Origin of the sequence: Halorubrum sp. F4 (assembly GCF_027257195.1) — an archaeon.
Classification (GTDB): Archaea; Halobacteriota; Halobacteria; order Halobacteriales; family Haloferacaceae; genus Halorubrum.
Genome location: NZ_JAPDFS010000001.1, coordinates 793,876 through 810,941, shown reverse-complemented (window position 1 = coordinate 810,941; position 17,066 = coordinate 793,876). Strand labels below are relative to the sequence as shown.

Annotated in this window: 18 protein-coding genes; 8 read left to right on the top strand and 10 right to left on the bottom strand. The window is 67.5% G+C overall.

Annotated features, from left to right (window positions below):
- Positions 1–13 precede the first annotated feature (13 nt).
- Positions 14–1,690 (top strand): methylmalonyl-CoA mutase, encoded by a 1,677-nt coding sequence (locus OKW78_RS04170; RefSeq protein WP_281194039.1) that lies wholly within the window; start codon positions 14–16, stop codon positions 1,688–1,690.
- Complete coding sequence (locus tag OKW78_RS04165) at positions 1,687–2,130, top strand: hypothetical protein (protein ID WP_281194038.1); 444 nt, start codon at positions 1,687–1,689, stop codon at positions 2,128–2,130. The genes OKW78_RS04170 and OKW78_RS04165 overlap by 4 nt, the downstream gene beginning before the upstream one ends.
- 73 nt (positions 2,131–2,203) lie before the next feature.
- Here the strand turns inward: OKW78_RS04165 and OKW78_RS04160 are convergent, their stop codons facing one another.
- Complete coding sequence (locus OKW78_RS04160) at positions 2,204–2,518, bottom strand: YbjQ family protein (RefSeq protein ID WP_281194037.1); 315 nt, start codon at positions 2,516–2,518, stop codon at positions 2,204–2,206.
- Positions 2,519–2,603: 85 nt separating this feature from the next.
- Entirely contained in the window at positions 2,604–3,407 is an 804-nt protein-coding gene (locus OKW78_RS04155; protein ID WP_281194036.1) for a formate/nitrite transporter family protein, read from the bottom strand.
- A 133-nt stretch (positions 3,408–3,540) separates the two neighbouring features.
- Here OKW78_RS04155 and mce point away from each other — a divergent pair, with 133 nt between their 5' ends.
- A complete protein-coding gene (gene mce / locus OKW78_RS04150) occupies positions 3,541–3,927 on the top strand; it encodes a methylmalonyl-CoA epimerase (protein WP_281194035.1) in 387 nt (128 codons plus the stop codon).
- 78 nt (positions 3,928–4,005) lie between these two features.
- Here the strand turns inward: mce and OKW78_RS04145 are convergent, their stop codons facing one another.
- Together OKW78_RS04145 and OKW78_RS04140 are read right to left on the bottom strand one after the other, a co-directional pair.
- Positions 4,006–4,206 carry a hypothetical protein gene (locus OKW78_RS04145; RefSeq protein ID WP_281194034.1) on the bottom strand — a complete coding sequence of 67 codons (201 nt, stop codon included), beginning with the start codon at positions 4,204–4,206 and terminating at the stop codon, positions 4,006–4,008.
- Positions 4,203–4,655, bottom strand: coding sequence for a DUF5804 family protein (locus OKW78_RS04140; protein WP_281194033.1), 453 nt, complete (start codon positions 4,653–4,655; stop codon positions 4,203–4,205). Before OKW78_RS04140 ends, OKW78_RS04145 begins: the two co-directional genes overlap by 4 nt.
- Positions 4,656–4,739: 84 nt before the next feature.
- Here OKW78_RS04140 and OKW78_RS16895 point away from each other — a divergent pair, with 84 nt between their 5' ends.
- Positions 4,740–5,852, top strand: a complete 1,113-nt coding sequence (locus tag OKW78_RS16895) for a HAMP domain-containing sensor histidine kinase (protein ID WP_281194032.1) — start codon at positions 4,740–4,742, stop codon at positions 5,850–5,852.
- 37 nt (positions 5,853–5,889) lie between these two features.
- Here the strand turns inward: OKW78_RS16895 and OKW78_RS04130 are convergent, their stop codons facing one another.
- Together OKW78_RS04130 and OKW78_RS04125 are read right to left on the bottom strand one after the other, a co-directional pair.
- Entirely contained in the window at positions 5,890–7,092 is a 1,203-nt protein-coding gene (locus OKW78_RS04130) for a methionine adenosyltransferase (protein ID WP_281194031.1), read from the bottom strand.
- 112 nt (positions 7,093–7,204) lie between these two features.
- The gene (locus OKW78_RS04125; RefSeq protein WP_281194030.1) at positions 7,205–8,326 is read right to left on the bottom strand and encodes a pyridoxal phosphate-dependent aminotransferase; all 1,122 of its coding nucleotides are present in this window, start codon (positions 8,324–8,326) and stop codon (positions 7,205–7,207) included.
- A 127-nt stretch (positions 8,327–8,453) separates the two neighbouring features.
- Between OKW78_RS04125 and OKW78_RS04120 the strand changes: the two genes are divergently transcribed.
- Positions 8,454–9,899: an amidohydrolase family protein gene (locus OKW78_RS04120; RefSeq protein WP_281194029.1), complete on the top strand. Its 1,446-nt coding sequence runs from the start codon at positions 8,454–8,456 to the stop codon at positions 9,897–9,899.
- 35 nt (positions 9,900–9,934) lie between these two features.
- Here the strand turns inward: OKW78_RS04120 and OKW78_RS04115 are convergent, their stop codons facing one another.
- From OKW78_RS04115 to OKW78_RS04105, 3 genes are all read right to left on the bottom strand, one after another.
- Positions 9,935–10,810 carry a DUF5821 family protein gene (locus OKW78_RS04115; RefSeq protein ID WP_281194028.1) on the bottom strand — a complete coding sequence of 292 codons (876 nt, stop codon included), beginning with the start codon at positions 10,808–10,810 and terminating at the stop codon, positions 9,935–9,937.
- A 102-nt stretch (positions 10,811–10,912) separates the two neighbouring features.
- Positions 10,913–11,695, bottom strand: coding sequence for a 50S ribosomal protein L11 methyltransferase (locus OKW78_RS04110; protein WP_281194027.1), 783 nt, complete (start codon positions 11,693–11,695; stop codon positions 10,913–10,915).
- Positions 11,692–12,102, bottom strand: a complete 411-nt coding sequence (locus OKW78_RS04105) for a nascent polypeptide-associated complex protein (RefSeq protein ID WP_281194026.1) — start codon at positions 12,100–12,102, stop codon at positions 11,692–11,694. Before OKW78_RS04105 ends, OKW78_RS04110 begins: the two co-directional genes overlap by 4 nt.
- 157 nt (positions 12,103–12,259) lie before the next feature.
- Here OKW78_RS04105 and OKW78_RS04100 point away from each other — a divergent pair, with 157 nt between their 5' ends.
- Positions 12,260–13,033 carry a creatininase family protein gene (locus OKW78_RS04100; protein WP_281194025.1) on the top strand — a complete coding sequence of 258 codons (774 nt, stop codon included), beginning with the start codon at positions 12,260–12,262 and terminating at the stop codon, positions 13,031–13,033.
- 513 nt (positions 13,034–13,546) lie between these two features.
- Here the strand turns inward: OKW78_RS04100 and OKW78_RS04095 are convergent.
- Positions 13,547–14,086, bottom strand: coding sequence for a hypothetical protein (locus OKW78_RS04095; protein WP_281194024.1), 540 nt, complete (start codon positions 14,084–14,086; stop codon positions 13,547–13,549).
- A 365-nt stretch (positions 14,087–14,451) separates the two neighbouring features.
- Here OKW78_RS04095 and OKW78_RS04090 point away from each other — a divergent pair, with 365 nt between their 5' ends.
- A complete protein-coding gene (locus tag OKW78_RS04090; RefSeq protein ID WP_281194023.1) occupies positions 14,452–15,831 on the top strand; it encodes a SipW-dependent-type signal peptide-containing protein in 1,380 nt (459 codons plus the stop codon).
- A gap of 122 nt (positions 15,832–15,953) precedes the next feature.
- A partial coding sequence (locus OKW78_RS04085; protein ID WP_281194022.1) for a SipW-dependent-type signal peptide-containing protein occupies positions 15,954–17,066 on the top strand: 1,113 nt, incomplete at its 3' end.

Genomic DNA, 17,066 nt, shown 5'->3' with positions numbered 1-17,066 from the left:
GATCCTGTGAGTAATGTACGACTCCGAGGAGCTGGCCGAGATCAGGGAGGCGAAGGAGTCCTGGGAGGCGGGGACCTACGGCGACACCGTCGATCGATTCGGAGAGCGCGAGGCGGCGTTCACGACCGACACCGGCGGCCAGGCCGTCGACCCGCTGTACACCCCCGCGGACCTCGCGGACCACGACTACCGCGAGGACGCGGGGTTTCCGGGCGAGGAACCGTACACCCGCGGCGTCTACTCGACGATGCACCGCGGGCGACTGTGGACGATGCGGCAGTACGCCGGGATGGGGACCGCCGCCGAGACCAACGAGCGGTTTCGGTACCTCATCGACGAGGGGTCCTCGGGGCTGTCGATGGCGTTCGACCTGCCGACCCAGATGGGATACGACTCCGACGCCGCGATGGCCGAGGGGGAGGTCGGCCGGTCGGGAGTCGCCATCGACACGCTCGACGACTTCGAGACGGTGTTCGATTCGATCCCTCTCGACGAGGTCTCCACGTCGATGACGATCAACGCGCCGGCCGCGGTCCTGCTCGCGATGTACGTCGCGATGGGGGATGAACAGGGCGTCCCGAGGTCCGAGCTCCGCGGGACGATCCAGAACGACATCATGAAGGAGTACGTCGCACGGAACCTCTACATCTACCCGCCGGAGCCGTCGATGCGGCTCATCACCGATATCTTCGCGTTCTGTGCCGAGGAGGTCCCGGGGTTCAACACCATCTCCATCTCGGGGTACCACATCCGCGAGGCGGGCTCGACGGCCCCCCAGGAGGTGGCGTTCACGCTCGCGAACGGGATCGAGTACGTCGAGGCCGCTCTCGACGCCGGGCTCGACGTCGACGAGTTCGCCCCGCAGCTCTCCTTCTTCTTCAACGCCCACAACAACGTCTTCGAGGAGGCCGCGAAGTTCCGCGCGGCCCGTCGGATGTGGGCGCAGATCATGGACGAGCGGTTCGACGCCCGGAATCCCAAATCGAAACAGCTCAAGTTCCACACGCAGACCGGCGGCTCCACCCTGACGGCCCAGCAGATCGAGAACAACGTCGTCAGGGTTGCCTACCAGGCGCTCGCCGCGGTTCTCGGCGGTACACAAAGTCTCCACACGAACGGGAAGGACGAGGCGCTCGCGCTCCCCACGGAGAAATCGGTCCGGACCGCACTGCGGACCCAGCAGATCCTCGCACACGAGTCGGGCGCGGCGGACACGATCGACCCGCTCGCCGGGAGCTACTACGTCGAGAGCCTCACGGACGGGATCGAGGCGGAGGCGTTCGAGATCATCGAGGAGATCGACCGCCGCGGCGGCGCGCTCGAGGCGGTCGAGAGCCAGTGGGTCCAACGGCAGATCCAGGACGTCGCCTTCGAGCGCCAGCGCGAGATCGAGGAGGGCGAGCGCGTGATCGTCGGCGTCAACGAGTTCCAGGTGGACGAGGAGCCCGAGATGGACTTAGAGGAGGTCGATCCCGAACAGGAGGCCGAACAGCGCGATCGGCTCCGGGAGGTGAAGGACGCCCGCGACGACGAGGCCGTGAAGGCTGCGCTCGCGGCCGTCAGGGAGGCGGCCCGCGGCGAGGAGAACGTGATGCCCCCCGTCGTCGACGCGGTGAAGGCGTACGCGACCGTTCAGGAGATCTCGGACGTCTTCCGTGACGAGTTCGGCGAATATACGCCGGGTCGATGACGGCACCCGACCAGTCGGCGACGACCGAACGGGAGGATCGACCGTCCAGACGACGATTTCTCGCGACGTTCGGGGCGATCGCGTCCGCGTCGACCGCCGGCTGTGGTGACCTGCTTCCGGGAGGCGGCTCCGGCGATTCCAACGGGCCCAACGAGGTGATCGTCGAGAACGCCACCGCCTCGGCGGCCGAGATCGCGGTCCACGTGACGGACGCCGACGGCGGGACGCTGTTCGGCCACGTGTTCGCGCTCGGACCCGGGCGGATCGCCTCGCGTGACGGTATCGAGGTGACCCCGGCGAGGATACGGGCGTTCACCCCGGACGGCGTCTCCCACGCGTGGGAGTACGACCCGGACCTGCCGATCGAGTTCGAGTGTGAGCCGAAGGACGTCGGCCTCACCCTCCGGGAGGACGCGATCGAGCCGTGGTACGACTGTTGAACGACCGGTGGTGGCGGGGAGGGAAACCGAGTCTCCTGTGAGTTCTCGATGCGGGACCCTCGAGACCGAGGTCCTATCGGAGCCGAACCGCCGTGCCGTACGCCAGGATCTCCGCGCCGCTGTCGGCGATGGACGAGGTGGTGAACCGCACGTTGATCACCCCGTCGGCGCCGAGCGCCTCCGCCTCCTCGATCATGCGTTCTTGCGCCTGATCGCGCGCGTCCGTCATCAGCTCGGTGTATCCCTTCAACTCGCCGCCCGCGAGGTTGCGGAGACCCTGCGTGATGTCACGGCCGACGTTCCGTGCGCGGACCGTGTTCCCGCGGACGAGCCCGAGCGTCTCGACGACTTCCTTGCCGGCAACCGAATCCGTGTTGGAGAGCTCCATGGACTCCGTTCGTCGGGACGTCACTTAACTCACGACGACGCCCGTTCCGATCCCCACTCGAGAACCGACCCGTGACCGGTCGCGTTCAGTTCGCGCCGCGAACGACGTGGCCGTACTTCAACAGCGCGACGAAGATCGATCCGCCGAACGCGTTTCCGATCGTCGCCAGAACGAGGAACCCGACGTAGTCGGTCAGGGTGATCGCGGGGGACATGAACAGCCCGAACAACACCTCCACGTTGCCCGCGATCGAGTGCGGCAGGTGGAGCAGGCCGATCGTTCCGGCGACCACCCAGACCAGGATCAGTCGGCTCGTCGTCTCCTGGGCAGCCGTGATCAGCCACGCCAGAAGTCCCATCAGCCACCCGGCGAAGACGCCGCCGACGAACAGCCACGGGAGGTCGTGAGAGACGAGTTTCAACGCGATCGTCTCGAACGCCGCCGGCGTAACGACGCCGAGTTCCGGCATCAACAGAATCACGAGTAGGGTAAAGAATAGCCCGCCGACGAGGTTGCCGACGTAGACGAGCCCCCAGAGCCGCCCCAGGTCGCGGAGCGACGCCTGTCCGTCGAGGACGGGGATCACCGCCAGGGTGGTGTGTTCGGTGAAGAGCTCCGACCGGCCGAGGATCACGAACATGAATCCGATGGAGTAGACGCTGGCCAACAGTAGCTCGGTCGTGAGGTCGCCGAAACTCGCGGGCGAGAGCGTCAACACCACCGCCATCATCAGCGGACCGAACCCGATGTCGAGGCCCGCCGACAGTCCCGAGAGCAACAGTCCCGACCGCTCGCGGTTCATCTCGTGGAGCGCGGTTTCGAGGATCGAATCGAGGATGCTCCGCGAGGACTTCTGTTCGGTCGGTGCGTCGGCGCTCTGGTCGGACACGGGTCGTCCGAACTTTCTCGTCCGCTCACCCAAGTCTTTCCATCGGGCCGGTTCCGGCCGCGGGTCACGACCCTACCGGGGGGGGATCGACCGACTCGATCCGTATAAGTCGTGAGGGGACGACCGGGGAGCCGTGCGCTTCGATCACGCCGGCATCGCCACGCGCGACGCCCCCGACCTCGCCGAACTGTTCGCGGACCTCCTCGACGCCCCGGTCGTTCACGAGGAGACGTTCGACGGGATGGAGGTCGTCTTCCTCGAACTCGACGGCGGCGGATACCTCGAACTGTTAGAGCCCACCGAGGGCGGGGTCATCGCCGACTACCTCGACCGCGAGGGGCCGGGGATCCACCACGTCGCGCTCGCGACCGCGGACCTCCCGGAGGCGCTCGACCGTGCCCGCGATCTCGGCGTCGACCTCGTCGACGAGGAGCCCCGATCCGGCGCGTGGGGCCACGAGGTCGCGTTTCTCCACCCCCGATCGACCGGCGGGGTGCTCGTGGAGTTCGTCGAGCACTGAGCGCTGATCCGTTTCCTCTCCGTACGGACCGCGATCGAGCCGGAACCCGTCCCCAGTGTGAAATTCCAACGGAGCTCGTCAGCTCCCGTCGGTACCGTTCAACAGGAGCACCGCGCTGCCGAAGGCGACTCCGCCGAACGCTCCCGTCACGAGCGCGTCCGCCAACCGCCCGCCGGCGACGACGAACTCGACGACGCTCGCGACGCCGATCCAGACGACGACCGTCGTCAGGAGGTAGCGTAGCGGCTCGTCCGTCTCGAGGCTGAGCAGTGGACTCATCCCGAGAACTCCGTCTCGCTCACCCGGACCACGAGCGTCTCCTCGACGTCCCGGAGGTCGTATTCGGGGATCTCGCCCTGCGTCCGCCGCACGAAGAGCGGCTCGACCGGCTCGCCGTCGACGACCCCGAACACCTTCAGCCGCTGATCGGTCTCCTCGGGGGGGACCTCGCCGTCGCGGACCTCGCGTGCGAGGTCGCGCGAGAGCCACTCGCTCCCGGAGACGGACGGATCGAGGACGATCGCCTCGGCGACGAACCGGACGAGGTACCAATCGAGGTCGTTGAGCAGCGACACCGCCGCACCGAGGCTCACGGTGTCGACGGCGACGCTGTTCGCGAACGGCTCGGCGATCTCGTAGGTCGCGAGTGCCTCCCGCGCGGTCTCGCGGGACAACAGCTCGTAACTCAGGCTCACGTCGGACTCGCCGAGGAGACACACCCGCGTCACGTTCGATGGCTCGCGGGGCCGTCCCAAATCGGTTGCGGTCGGTCGGCACAAACCATTTATACTTCTCCGGGGATTCTCGAACCCGTGTCGTCTCCGCCATCGCGGATCCGGCCGCAACACGCCGTCTACGCGCTGGGGTCGTTTTGTTTCGGACTCGGGATAGTTCATCTCCTCACCGAAGGCGAAGGACTCGGGACGATACTCGAGACGTTCGTGACCTGTTCCATCTCCCTCCTCGTTCTCGTCACCGCCTACGAGTTTCCCGACCGTCCGATCTCCGAGGCCGGTCAGTGGCGAGCGGTGCGGCTGGGGTTCGGCGTGACGGGAGCGTTCGCGCTGCTGGCGCTCGCCGTCTGGACCATCTGGCTGGTTGAGGGTAACCCGACCGAGCTCTCCTTTCTCCTCTCGTTCGCCAGCGCCCTCGGCGCGATGGTGGGCGTGCGGAGTGGGCTCCACGCGGTGGAGTTCGACGAGCGGCTCGAGGAGGCCGAGGACCTGGGAAAACTGTTGACCATCAACCAGCGGGTCCTCCGGCACAACCTCCGCAACGAGCTCTCCATCGCGCTCGGACACCTGGACAACATCGAGATCGCCGAACGCGTCGAGGACACGAACGACGACGTTCGGATCATTCGAGAGCACCTCGAGCGGCTGCTCGAGACGACCGACCGAACGCGGGAGATCGTGACGATATGGAACGCCGACCGGACCGTCGAGCATCGGCTCACGTCGATGGTCGACGAACGGATCACACGGGTTCGTCGGAAGTATCCGGGCGTCGAGATATCGACGCGGTTCGAGGCCGATCCCCGCGTCCGGTCACACCCCGATCTTCCGGCTGCCGTCGAGGAGGCGCTGACGAACGCGATAGAGCACACGCCCCCCGACACGTCGGTCACGGTCACCGTCCGGACGGATTCCAAGGGGTCGGCGGTCCTCGAGATCGCCGACACGGGCGAGGGTATCCCGCGATACGACGTCGACGCGATCGAGAGTCCGGCGGAGACGCCGCTCGTACACACGCAGGGGCTCGGCCTCTGGATACTCTACTGGACGCTCGAGACCTCCGACGGGACGCTCGAAATCGCCGAAAACGAGCCGACCGGAACGATCGTCAGAATGACCTTTCCGACGCTTCGGGAGCACGCGCCGGGGGCGCGACGGACCGACGACACGGGGCGGACCGACGGACGGTGACGGATCGACGACACGACGGGGAACGCCCGGACCGAGTTCAGAACGTCGAGACGTCGCCGTCGATGACTCGGCGAGTCACGCCGGTGACGTCGGCGAGCTCGTCGTCGACGATCGCGACGACCTCCTCTTCGATCGCCGACAGCTCGACGTCGTCCTCGGTGACGATCTGCGCGTCGGCGACGTGGGGCTCGTCGATCGGCCGACCGATCTGCGAGAGCAGCCGGACCTGGAGGTCGCGGATCCCGTCGACTTCGTCGGTCACCGTCTCGGCGACGTGCGTCGACAGCAGGTTGTAGATCTTCCCGATGTGATTGACGGGGTTCTTCCCGGAGGTGGCCTCCATCGACATCGGGCGGTTGGGGGTGATCAGCCCGTTCGCTCGGTTCCCCCGTCCGACGGAGCCGTCGTCGCCCTGTTCGGCGGACGTGCCGGTGACGGTGAGGTAGATCGAACCCTCGTCGTAGTCGTCTGCCGTGTTGACGTCGACGTGTACCTCGCGGTCGGTGTGACTCTCGGCGAGGTCGGTCACGAACTCGCGGACGTTCCCCACGGCGTCGTCGTACTCCTCGAGGTCGGCGATGTGGGCGTCCACCATCGCGGCCGCGACCGTGATGTCGATTCGGTCGCCCTCGCGTTTTCCCATCACCTTCACGTCGGGGCCGAGTTCGGGGTGGTCGGCGTAGTAGGTCGTGTTGAGCTCGCGTTCGGTCTCGCGGACGATCGTCTCCGTCTCGGTCAACGGCGCGTGGCCGACGCCGAAGGAGGTGTCGTTGGCCATCGGGACCTCCTGGGTCTCCTCGCCGAAGACGTCCTGGAGGTCGCCGGAGCCCTCGCCGAGCCTGACGTCGACGACGATGTCGGTTCCGTATTCGAGTTCCGGAAGCGCCTCTCCGAGGTACTCGCGGGCGGCCGCGAGCGCGGTGGAGTCGACCGGGAGCTGGCGGCCCTCGTACTCCTTCGTGGCGCGGCCGACGATCAGGACGTATATCGGCTCGACGACCTCGCCGCCGCCGAAGGCGGGGGCGGCTCGTCCCGCGACGAGCTGCGTCTCGTCGGTGTTGTAGTGGAGGACCTTCCCGACTCGGTCGAGGTAGAGCTGCGAGAGCGCTCGGGAGACCGACTCCGCGAGACCGTCACAGATCGAGTCCGGGTGTCCGATACCCTTCCGCTCGACGATCTCGACCTCCTGGTCCTCGACCGCCCGTCGGTCGAGGCGGCTGACTTGGATGTTCCGGCTCATGCCCACATCGTCGTTTCCCGGCAGCAGTATAACTTGCGGAAACCACTCGTGTTCGAATAATGTCCTTCAGTAATCCACGCGTCGTCGTTCAAACGTCGTCCTTCGAGCCTTCCTACCGGACGGCCTCGTACGCGTCCGCCATCACCGAGATCGCCTCGCGGAGGTCCTCCTCGTCGGTCGCGTAGGAGATCCGTGCGTGTCCGCGCCCGCCCTCCCCGAACGCCTCGCCGGGGACGACGATCACGTCGCGGTCGAGACACTCCTCGACGAACCCCTCGGGGACCCGCGGCATCGCGTAGAACGCCCCCTGCGGAACCGGACACTCGATGCCCGCGTCGGCGAACCCCTCGAGTAAGACATCGCGTCGGCGCTCGAAGGAGTCGGTCATCTCCGCGACCACGTCGCGGTCGCCGCGCAACGCGGCCTCCGCCGCGTACTGGGCGGGTGCCGAGGCGCACGCCTGCGCGTACTGGTGGACGCGGAGCATCCGGTCGACCCGCTCCGCGGAGCCGTACACCCACCCCAGCCGCCAGCCGGTCATCGAGAACAGCTTCGAGGCGGAGTTGACGACGACGACGCTGTCGGTCTCGGCGAACTCCATCGGCGAGTAGTGCTCCCCGTCGAAGACGGTGTACTCGTACACCTCGTCGGAGAGGCAGAGCACGTCGTGCTCGTCGGCGATCCGTGCGAACTCCTGGACGTCCGCCTCGGAGGAGACGGCCCCGGTCGGGTTGCCGGGGGAGTTGACGACGAACGCGGCGGTGTCGTCGGTGATCGCCTCCTCGACCGCGGCGGGGTCGAGCGTGAGGTCCTCCCGAAGGCGGACCGGGATCGGGTCCCCGCCCGCCAGCTTCGTCAGCGCGTCGTACGAGACGAACCCCGGATCCGGGATGATCACCTCGTCGCCGGCGCTCACGTGGGCTTCGAGGGCGATGTGGAGCGCCTCGCTGCCGCCCGCGGTGGCGATCACGTTCGCGGGGTCGAGGTCGACTCTCTGGTCCGCGCGGTGTTTCTCGGCTATCGCCTCCCGAAGCGGCGCGATCCCCTTGTTGCCGGTGTAAGCGTCGGCCTTCCCGGCCTCGATGGCGTCGACCGCCGCCTGCCGGGCGTGTTCCGGCGTCGGGAAGTCCGGCTGACCGATCCCCAGGTTGATCGCGTCGTCGCCGGCCGCCTCGAACACCTCGCGGATCCCGCTTATCGAGACCCGCTCGACCCTGTCGGAGAACTTCGGCATGGCGGACCGAGGGTCCCGCCCGGAGTTAGTTCTTGTCACGTGGGTCGCGGCTGCCGGGTTCGTCGACCACCGCTACCGGTTCGTCGACCACCGACAGTTCCTTGCCGTCCGCTCGTGATCGGCTCCCATGGACACGCTCGTCACCGACACGCTCCTGGTCACGATGGATCCGGACGTGCCGGGCGCGACAGGCGACTTGGGGATCGTCAACGACGGCGCGGTCGGCTGGACCGACGGGGAGATCACCTACGTCGGCCCCGCTGACGGTGTCGATACCGGGGACGCGGAACGGAGCGTCGACGGCGGCGGCTGCCTCACGCTCCCGGGGCTCGTGAACGCCCACGTTCACGGCCACCACACCGTGCTTCGGGGGGCCGCCCAGGACGTCCCCGAGATAGAGTGGATGACCCGCTCGCTGGCGCCGATATCCGCACACGCGACGTCCGAGGACGGCGTCGTTGGTGCGGAGCTCACCGCCATCGAGGCGCTCGCGTCCGGCACGACGACGATCGGCGAGTACGCGGCCGGCGTCGCCGACCTCGTGAGGGAGGTGTATCGCCCGCTGGGGCTCCGGGTCGTCGCCACCGAGATGATAAACGAAGTCCCCGAGGACCGCTCGGACGTCGGCCCCGACGAGCCCTATCCGTTCGACCGCGACGGGGGTGAAGCCGGGCTGACGCGCGCGGACGACCTCGTCTCGGAGTTCGAGGACGACCCGCTCGTCGAGCCGGCGTACGGTCCGCAGGCGCTCGACATGGTCTCCCTCGACCTGCTCGAGACGATCACGGAACGAGCCCGAACGGAGGACCGAACCGTCCACATGCACGTCGCGCAGGGCGACCGCGAGCGGAGACAGATCGCCGCCCGGTACGGCGACGGCGAGACGACCGTCGGCGTCCTCGACCGGGAGGGACTCCTCGGAGACCACCTGCTCGCGGCCCACCTCCACGGCGCGACGCCCGAGGAGCGCGGGCGGCTCGCCGACGCCGGCGTCCGGATGGTCGGGTGCCCCTCCTCGATCACCGCCATCGACGGGATCGTTCCGCCGGTCGTCGAGTACCTCGAACACGGGGGATCGGTGGGGATCGGCACGGACCAGGCACCCGGCCCCGGCGGCCACGACGCGCTCCGCGAGGCACGCACGACGGCGATGCTCTCGAAGGCCGACCGGACCGATCCGACCGCCCTCGACGCGAGCGGCGTCCTCGAGTTGTTGACCCTCGGCGGCGCTCGCGCGCTCGGGATCGACGACCGCGTCGGGTCGCTCTCGCCCGGAAAGCGAGCGGACGTGGTCGTCTGCGACCTGGAACGACCCGGGATCGCCCCGACCGTCACGCAGCCGTTCCACACCGCGATCCCCAACCTCGTGTACGGCGGCGGCAGCGACACGGTCAGGGACGTCTTCGTCGACGGCGTCCAGCTCGTCTCCGCGGGCGGGATCGTCGGCGTCGACGTCGACGCCGTCGTCGCGGAGGCGGTCGAGCGTGCCGAGCGAGTCTTCTCCGAGGCCGAGGCGGACTGGCGCGCCGCGGGGTCCGCGCTCGTCGACGCCGTCGACGAGGGGCGGCTCTGAGGGAGGGTCGATATCGCGTTCGGGACGCTCCCGCCTCAGGGACGCCTGTCCCACACCGGCCGGTCGTCGACCCGCGCTCCACCGGCACCGGGTCTGCCCCCGGCGTCAGCCGCCTCGAACACCTCGCGTAGCGCCGGCAGGAACGCCTCGGCGTCGACGCGGTAGAGCGTCTCGTCGACGGCGCGGAGGCGGTAGTTCGGCCTACCGATCCCCATCGGTACCTTGATCGACTCGATCAGCCCACGCTCCTCGAGCGCGCGCCGCACCGCCGAGAACGTCTGTTTCGGCGCGATCCCCAGGTCGTCCGCCCACTCGCGCACGTCCGAGAAGAGGTGGTCGTGACGGGCCGCCAACGCGACCAGCAGCGTTCGGTCGTCGAGCTCCTCGGATCGGGCGAGCGACGTCGGGTCCGCGCCGAGCGTCGAGAACACGACCTCCAGGTCGTCGGCGAACCGATCGTCGAGCGCCTCGCGGGCGGCCGACAGCAGGCGGCTCCGTGACGGCATAGCTATCGACGCCGGCTCGCTCGCCTCGAAGCGTGCCTCGACGGTCTCCGAGGCGGCGGCCGTGCGGTTCGAATCGATCTCCGTCAGGAGCGCTCGGTCGGTCGCGGGCCCGACGACGGCGTCGACTCGTCCGGGGCTCGCGAACAGCGTCCGGTCCGGTCGCGTCCCAGTCGCGGTCCGCAGCGCGATCGTTCCCCGAACACGGGCCTCGGCCGCGGCGGTTCCGAGCACGAACGCTCGACCGAGGTCGTCGATGATCCCCGGCGAACACGCCACCCGCCAGCGGCCCTCCCCGTCCTCGTGGCGAGCCGAGAGCACCGCGGAGAGTAACTCGACGTCGACGCCGACGGCGACCACGTCCGCTCGTCCCTCGAGGGCGGCCTCGGCGTCGGCGACGATCGACATACCTCTCCTGGCAGTCGTGACGGAAAGAAGGTTCCCCCGTCTCGAGAGCGTAGTCCGGACGTCTCGCGCGACGCGGAGGTCTCGTTCGGGACGGGTTCCCGTTCAGGGGGCTCTCGCGATCACGAGGTACCCGGTGTGACCGACGCCGCGGGTGGACGGTCGGGAGCCGCGCTCGGAGAAGTCCATCTCGCGCTGGATCGTCTCCAGCGTCTCGATCTCGGCGAGTCCGGCCTCCCGTGCGGCCGTCACCGCCTCGCGGGTCCCCTCGACGAACGGCGAGTAGACGGCGAGGAACCCGCCGGAGACGAGCAGATCCGGTGCGTGAGCGACGACCGCGGGCGCGTCGCCGGTGTCGAGGGTGAGCACGTCGAAGGGAGCCTCTGAGACCGTTTCGTCGCTCTCGCCCGTATCCTCGCCGATCCCGCCGACGAGGCCGTCGGCTTCCTCGGCGAGGTCCCCGGTCCGGACGTCGACGCGGTCCTCGACCCCGGCGACACGCATGTTCTCGCGCGCCACGTCGGCGAACTCCGGATCGATCTCGTAGGTGGTCACGTCCGCGCCGATCCGACCCAGATGGGCCGCGAGGATCCCGGTTCCCGTGCCGGCATCGAGGACGCGATCGCCCGCGGAGACGCCGGTCAAGCCCAACACGAGTCCCACGTCACGCGGCATCATCGGCGCGCCGGTGCGCTCGAGGTGGTCGAAGAGGTCGGGGCCGCGAAGCTCGCGGACCTCGAAGGCGGTCCCGAGGTGGCTCTCGACGGTGTCGCCGGCGGCGACGTCCTCCGGAATCTCCAGCACGCCGAGGTCGGTGCCGAACTCCTCGCCGGGCTCTAAGAGATACTCACGGTCCTCGTGAACCAGGAGGTACGCGGCGTCGGTCACTCGAGCTCGGCGATCGCGGCCGCGAGGTCGCCGTCGTGCGCTTCGAGTGTCTCACGAGCCGTCGACTCGGGGACGCCCGCGCGCTCCGCGACGAGCGCCACGTCGTCGTCGGGGATCGCGTCGTCCGAACCGCCGCTGGTCGCGTCGGCGTCGCCGGACTCGACCGCGCTCGCCCCGCCGGCACTCCCCGCGGCACCCGCGTCCGCGACCTCGTCGGGGTCGCCGACGATCTGGTAGGTCTTCTGGCCCTGCGCGTCCATGCGCGTGACCTGCGGGCTCTCGAAGACGAGGTCGCCGTCGGCCGTCTCGACGACGACCCGCTCGGCGTCGAGCTCCTCGACGTCGATCCCCATCTGTTTCATCATCTGTTTCATCTTCCGCGGGTTCATGCCGCCTCCTCCGAACATGTCCCGGAGTTCGGCCGGGCGGCACAAAAAGGGTGACGAAGGGTCCCGGTACCGATCCCGTCCCTCTGGCTTGCTCCATCGCCCTCTCTCCCGCCGACTTCCCCCGCCGGGCTGCCTCCTCACGGGGTTTGATACGGACCGAGCGTCAGGGATCGGTATGTATCTCGCGGACCACACCTGGCCGGAACTCGGCGACCGACTCGAGGAGGCGTCCACCGCGATCGTGCCGCTCGGCTCGACCGAACAGCACGGACCGCACCTCCCGCTGGCGACCGACCACCTGATCGCGGAGGGCCTCGCGACCGCGGCCGCCGAGGAGACGGGGCTTCCCCGGACGCCCACCGTCGACATCGGCGTCAGCCCGCACCATCGGCAGTTCCCGGGCACGCTCTGGGTCGACCCGCCGGAGTTCCGCGACTACGTCGAGAGTTTCACGCGAAACCTCGCGTACCACGGGATCGACCGCGTCGTCTACGTCAACGCCCACGGGGGCAACGTCGACCACCTCCGCGAGGTCGGCCGGCGGCTCCACCAGGACGGGACGATGTACGCGATCGAGTGGATGTGGGACGAGTCCATCCCGGAGCTCGTCGACGACCTGTTCGCACGGAACGGGCCCCACGCCGGGCCGAAGGAGACCGCGATGATCACCCACCTCGCGCCCGATCTCGTCCACCCGGAGGAGTTCGAGGCCGCCCGCGACGGCGGGCTCGTCGACATCGACGACTCCGAGACCATGGTCCACGGCGCGCGTACCTTCTACGACGCGGTCGACAACTCGGCGAACGGCGCGTTCGGCGATCCGACGGACGTCACCCCCGAGAAGGCCGAACGGCTGTTCGAGGCGGCCGCGGACCAGCTCGTCCGGCTGTTGGAGTGGCTCGACGCCCGCGAGTTCGAGTCGCTGATGCCGGAGCCGCGGGTGGAGTGAGACGTCCGGGTTCGGATCCGGTCGGTACAGACGAAGGAGCGGACGATCGCGGTGGCGCGCCGGTGAGCGCCCGAAAGGGCGCGAACCCGACCGCGAGGGACGCGGCGAACGAAGTGAGCCGCGAGGCTGGGGAGGCGTGAGGTGCGGGGTTGTGCGGTTCGGGTGGGACTCAAAGGGGCAGTCGCGAGGGCGATGACGCGCGACGCTTTCGTGAGCGAAGCGAGCGAAAGTCGGGGAGTCGCAGCCGGCGAGCAACGCGAGCCGGACCGTCTCCCGCGACAAGCACCGCAGCGAAGGAGCGGTAGCGACTGAGCGAGGCGCACAGCGAGCGCATCGAGTCCTCGCGGCTGGGGCTTTGGACGTATTCACCCCGCCAACAACGATCCCGAATCGATCAACTCGGTCTCCTCCGAACCAACCGTCCGACAAGTACCGAGGATCCTTCAGCTGTTTCAGACGAGGACGTGTCTAAAGAACCATCTCCGGTGGATCTTCCTGAACTAAACGCTTAAATCACCGCGAGAGCGGCATCGAAAGCCGGTAGGCGGTCCAGAGCTGTGCGATCGTCACCGCCGCGAACGCCGCGAGCGCCCCGCTCGTCCACAGCAGGGGGTCGACCGCGCCGACGACCGGCGCGTCGAGTTGGGCCGCGAGCACGAGACACAGCGTCATGACGCCGAGCAGTTGGTACAGCTCGGTCCAAGTGAAGCCGTAGCCGGCGACGACCGTCATGTAGCGTTCCACGTCGCGCGCGCCGCGGCACGCACGCACCTCCTTGCGCGCACGGTCGTACTCGACGACGCCGAGGTCGTGGAGCCGCGGCAGGTGCGTCTGGTGGAGGGAGGCGTACACGCTCTCGCGGACGCAGCGCGGGGCAGGGTACTCCCCCGTCTCGTCGGCGGCGATCGCCTCCGAGAGCTTCCGGATCGAGACGGCTCCGCCGTGCGTCCGCAACTCGCGGAGCGCGTTCTTCCGGCGGCTGTTCGAGAGCACGTCGTGGATGACGGTCTCGGGAAGGGAGTCGGATCGGATCTGTAGGGGAATGGGAAACACCTCGTCTGGACATCTGAACGACGACCGAGGGGATATGTATGCGTCGCGTACTGGTGTGGTATGCGTTCACAATATTCGCTCCGTTTCGAGCCCGATCCACGGTAGGCGGTCCCACGTGATCCGGTAGTGTCTCTCAATGGAAGCGGTAGGCACACCGATACGGGCGGTATGGCCCTCCATCCGATCCTTTCGGACGTACCTGTCGACCCCGCCAGATCGTCCGAATTCGGTCGAATGAGTCGTTATGACCGTCGATGGTGGGATTCGATCGGCCGATGGCGGCGTTAGGATCCGACGTGTCGAGTCGTAACTATCCCCCCTTCCGCTAAGGGAGGGGTACTGGCCGAGACGCCAGGGATACTCAAATGGACGATACAAACGACAACTTCGGACTCTCGCGGCGACGGATGCTCGGCGGCCTCGGCATGATCGGCGTGGCCTCCGCGGGTGCGGGACTCGGCACGACGGCGTACTTCAGCGACGAGGAGAGCTTCACCGAGAACACGCTCACGGCGGGTTCGCTCGACCTCTACGTTCACGTGGACTACTCAGAGGATCAGGGGGACTTCGCGCAGTGGTCCACTCCCTCAGGCACGTATGTCCAGGGTGGTGTAGTCGGCGAAGACGTCAACGGAAACGGCGCGGTCGCCCCCGGTGAACCCCTCAGCATTCAGGTCGTCGACCTCAAACCCGGCGATTCCGGAGAAGGTGAATTCTGCTTCTCGATCGTTGACAACCCCGCCTATATGTGGATGTGTGGGGAGCTGACTGCGAACGACGAGAACACCGTAACAGAACCGGAGGCGGATTCTGCGAACGAGAACAACGCCGAGACGGATACCGATACCGACGGCGATGGCGAGCTCGCCGACGCAATGGAGGTCACTCTCTCGTACTGTGAAGACGGCGAAGTCGGCACGGAGATCATCTCCGGCTCACTCGGTGAGGTCATGGCGGCACTCCAAGCGGGTGTCCCCCTCTACGGCGACGGGAATCCGGACGCCCCCGTGGCGAACCGCCCCGCGTTCGACGGCGTCGAAACTCCTTTCGACGACGAGGAACCCAACATCGACGAGACCTGCGTCTGCTTCGAGTGGGAGGTCCCGACCGAGGTCGGCAACGAAATTCAGTCCGACTCCGTCACGTTCGACTTCGAATTCTACGCGGAACAGGAGCGGCACAACGACGGGACGAACAACCCCTGTGCGGACGAATCGTACGCAGCCGACTACGTCAACCCGGACGGCATCACCCAGCCCATCCCGGACGGCGTCGCTCGTGTCGATGTCTCCTACGGCGACGACCAGGTCGTCTACGGGATCACGTTCGACGAACCCGACGGGAGCCCGTACAGCCTTGCGGACCCGAACTTCGCGGTCGCCAACTTCTCGATGCCGTTCGACCTCGACGACGACGGGATCTACGACTACCAAGTGGCCTGGAACGCGGAGGGTGGAGACGACTTCCTCTACTCGGCGGTCGAGTCCGGCCCGAACTGGGAGAAGGATACGAGTACCGGATGGTCGTCCGTACCGGCGTCGATCACCGCGGTCAAGTTCGGGTCCCAGGCGGTCATCGCCGTCCCGCGATCTGATCTCGAAACCAGCGGTAACGACTACGTCTTCGGCTTCGGTGCGAGTGCCGGCGGCCAAGCGCCGTCTGTCGGAATCCCGATGGGCGGTCCGTACTCCAGCAGCGACAACTGGACCAGCAGCGAGAACGGGCAGAACGCGACGCTCCAGTAACGTCGAAGAACACGGTTAGACCGACGGACGAATCTGTCGTCCTCAGATCTACGGTTCCCATGCCGGCGCGTTACGACGGTTCGACTCCGTCGGTGGGACTTCCCCCAGAGGGATGATACACAATGGATGATAATATCGGGCTCTCACGGCGGCAGATATTGGCCGGACTCGGCGCGGTCGGCGTCGCCTCCGCGGGTGCAGGACTCGGCACGACGGCATACTTCAGCGACCAGGAATCGTTCGCGAACAACACGCTCACTGCGGGAGAGTTGGACCTCAAGGTCGACTGGCAACAGACCTACAACGGACCGATCCCGGGCACGGCTGGTGGGGTCGGCGAACACGCCGTGAACGCCTACCCGGACACCGCGATCGACGGCGAGGGCTACGGCGACGGCCTTCAGGACCTCAACGGGATCAGATATTCCGGTGCGGGCGATATCGACCCGGTGTTCAACGCGGCGGAGGTCCCCGCGTGTTGTGACTGTGAGGACGACGAGTACTACGTCACGTACGGCGGTGAGTCGTACTGTATCGAGCCGCTCACCGGAAGCAGCCCTGAGGACGCCTACCAACAGATCGGCGTCAGGTCCGAACAGACGGACTTCCAAGACGAGTCACGGAGTACGGTCTTCCTGTGGAAGGACGAGGATGACGGGGGCGTCTACCTCTTCATCGTCAACGACCGGATCGATACGGAGACGGGAGGCACCGCGACCTACCGGATCGAGGGATCACCCGAGGCTCGCTGGGTGTCCAGCGACTGGGTCGTCCAGGACGACGATCCGAGTAGCGACGATTACTACGAGGACCCGGACTCCTCCGATCAGGTCGCCGTCGGCAACTGGATCTGGAACGGTGAGAACACGGACGGCGGAGTCATCGGTCCGGTGAACAACAACGGGACACAGGGCGACTTCGCGCTTCGGCTCACACCGGAGCTGAACGAAATGGCCGAGCTACATGAGAATAACGCGGGAAGCTATCCCGGCTGGTTCGATGATAACAACTGGGCCCCGCTGACCCGCCTGACGGTGCTCGACGGAGATGCCAGTAACGCGATCACGCTGGAGGACGGGATCGACGCGTCCGGCGAGAGCGTCGGCCAGATCACCATCCACAGCTCCTGCGGCATCGACAGCGGCGTGGAACTGGATACACCGGCTGTCTTCCAGAGCGAGAACTACCCGAATCAGGAACACTTGATCGAGCTCGACGACGTCAAGCCGGGGGAC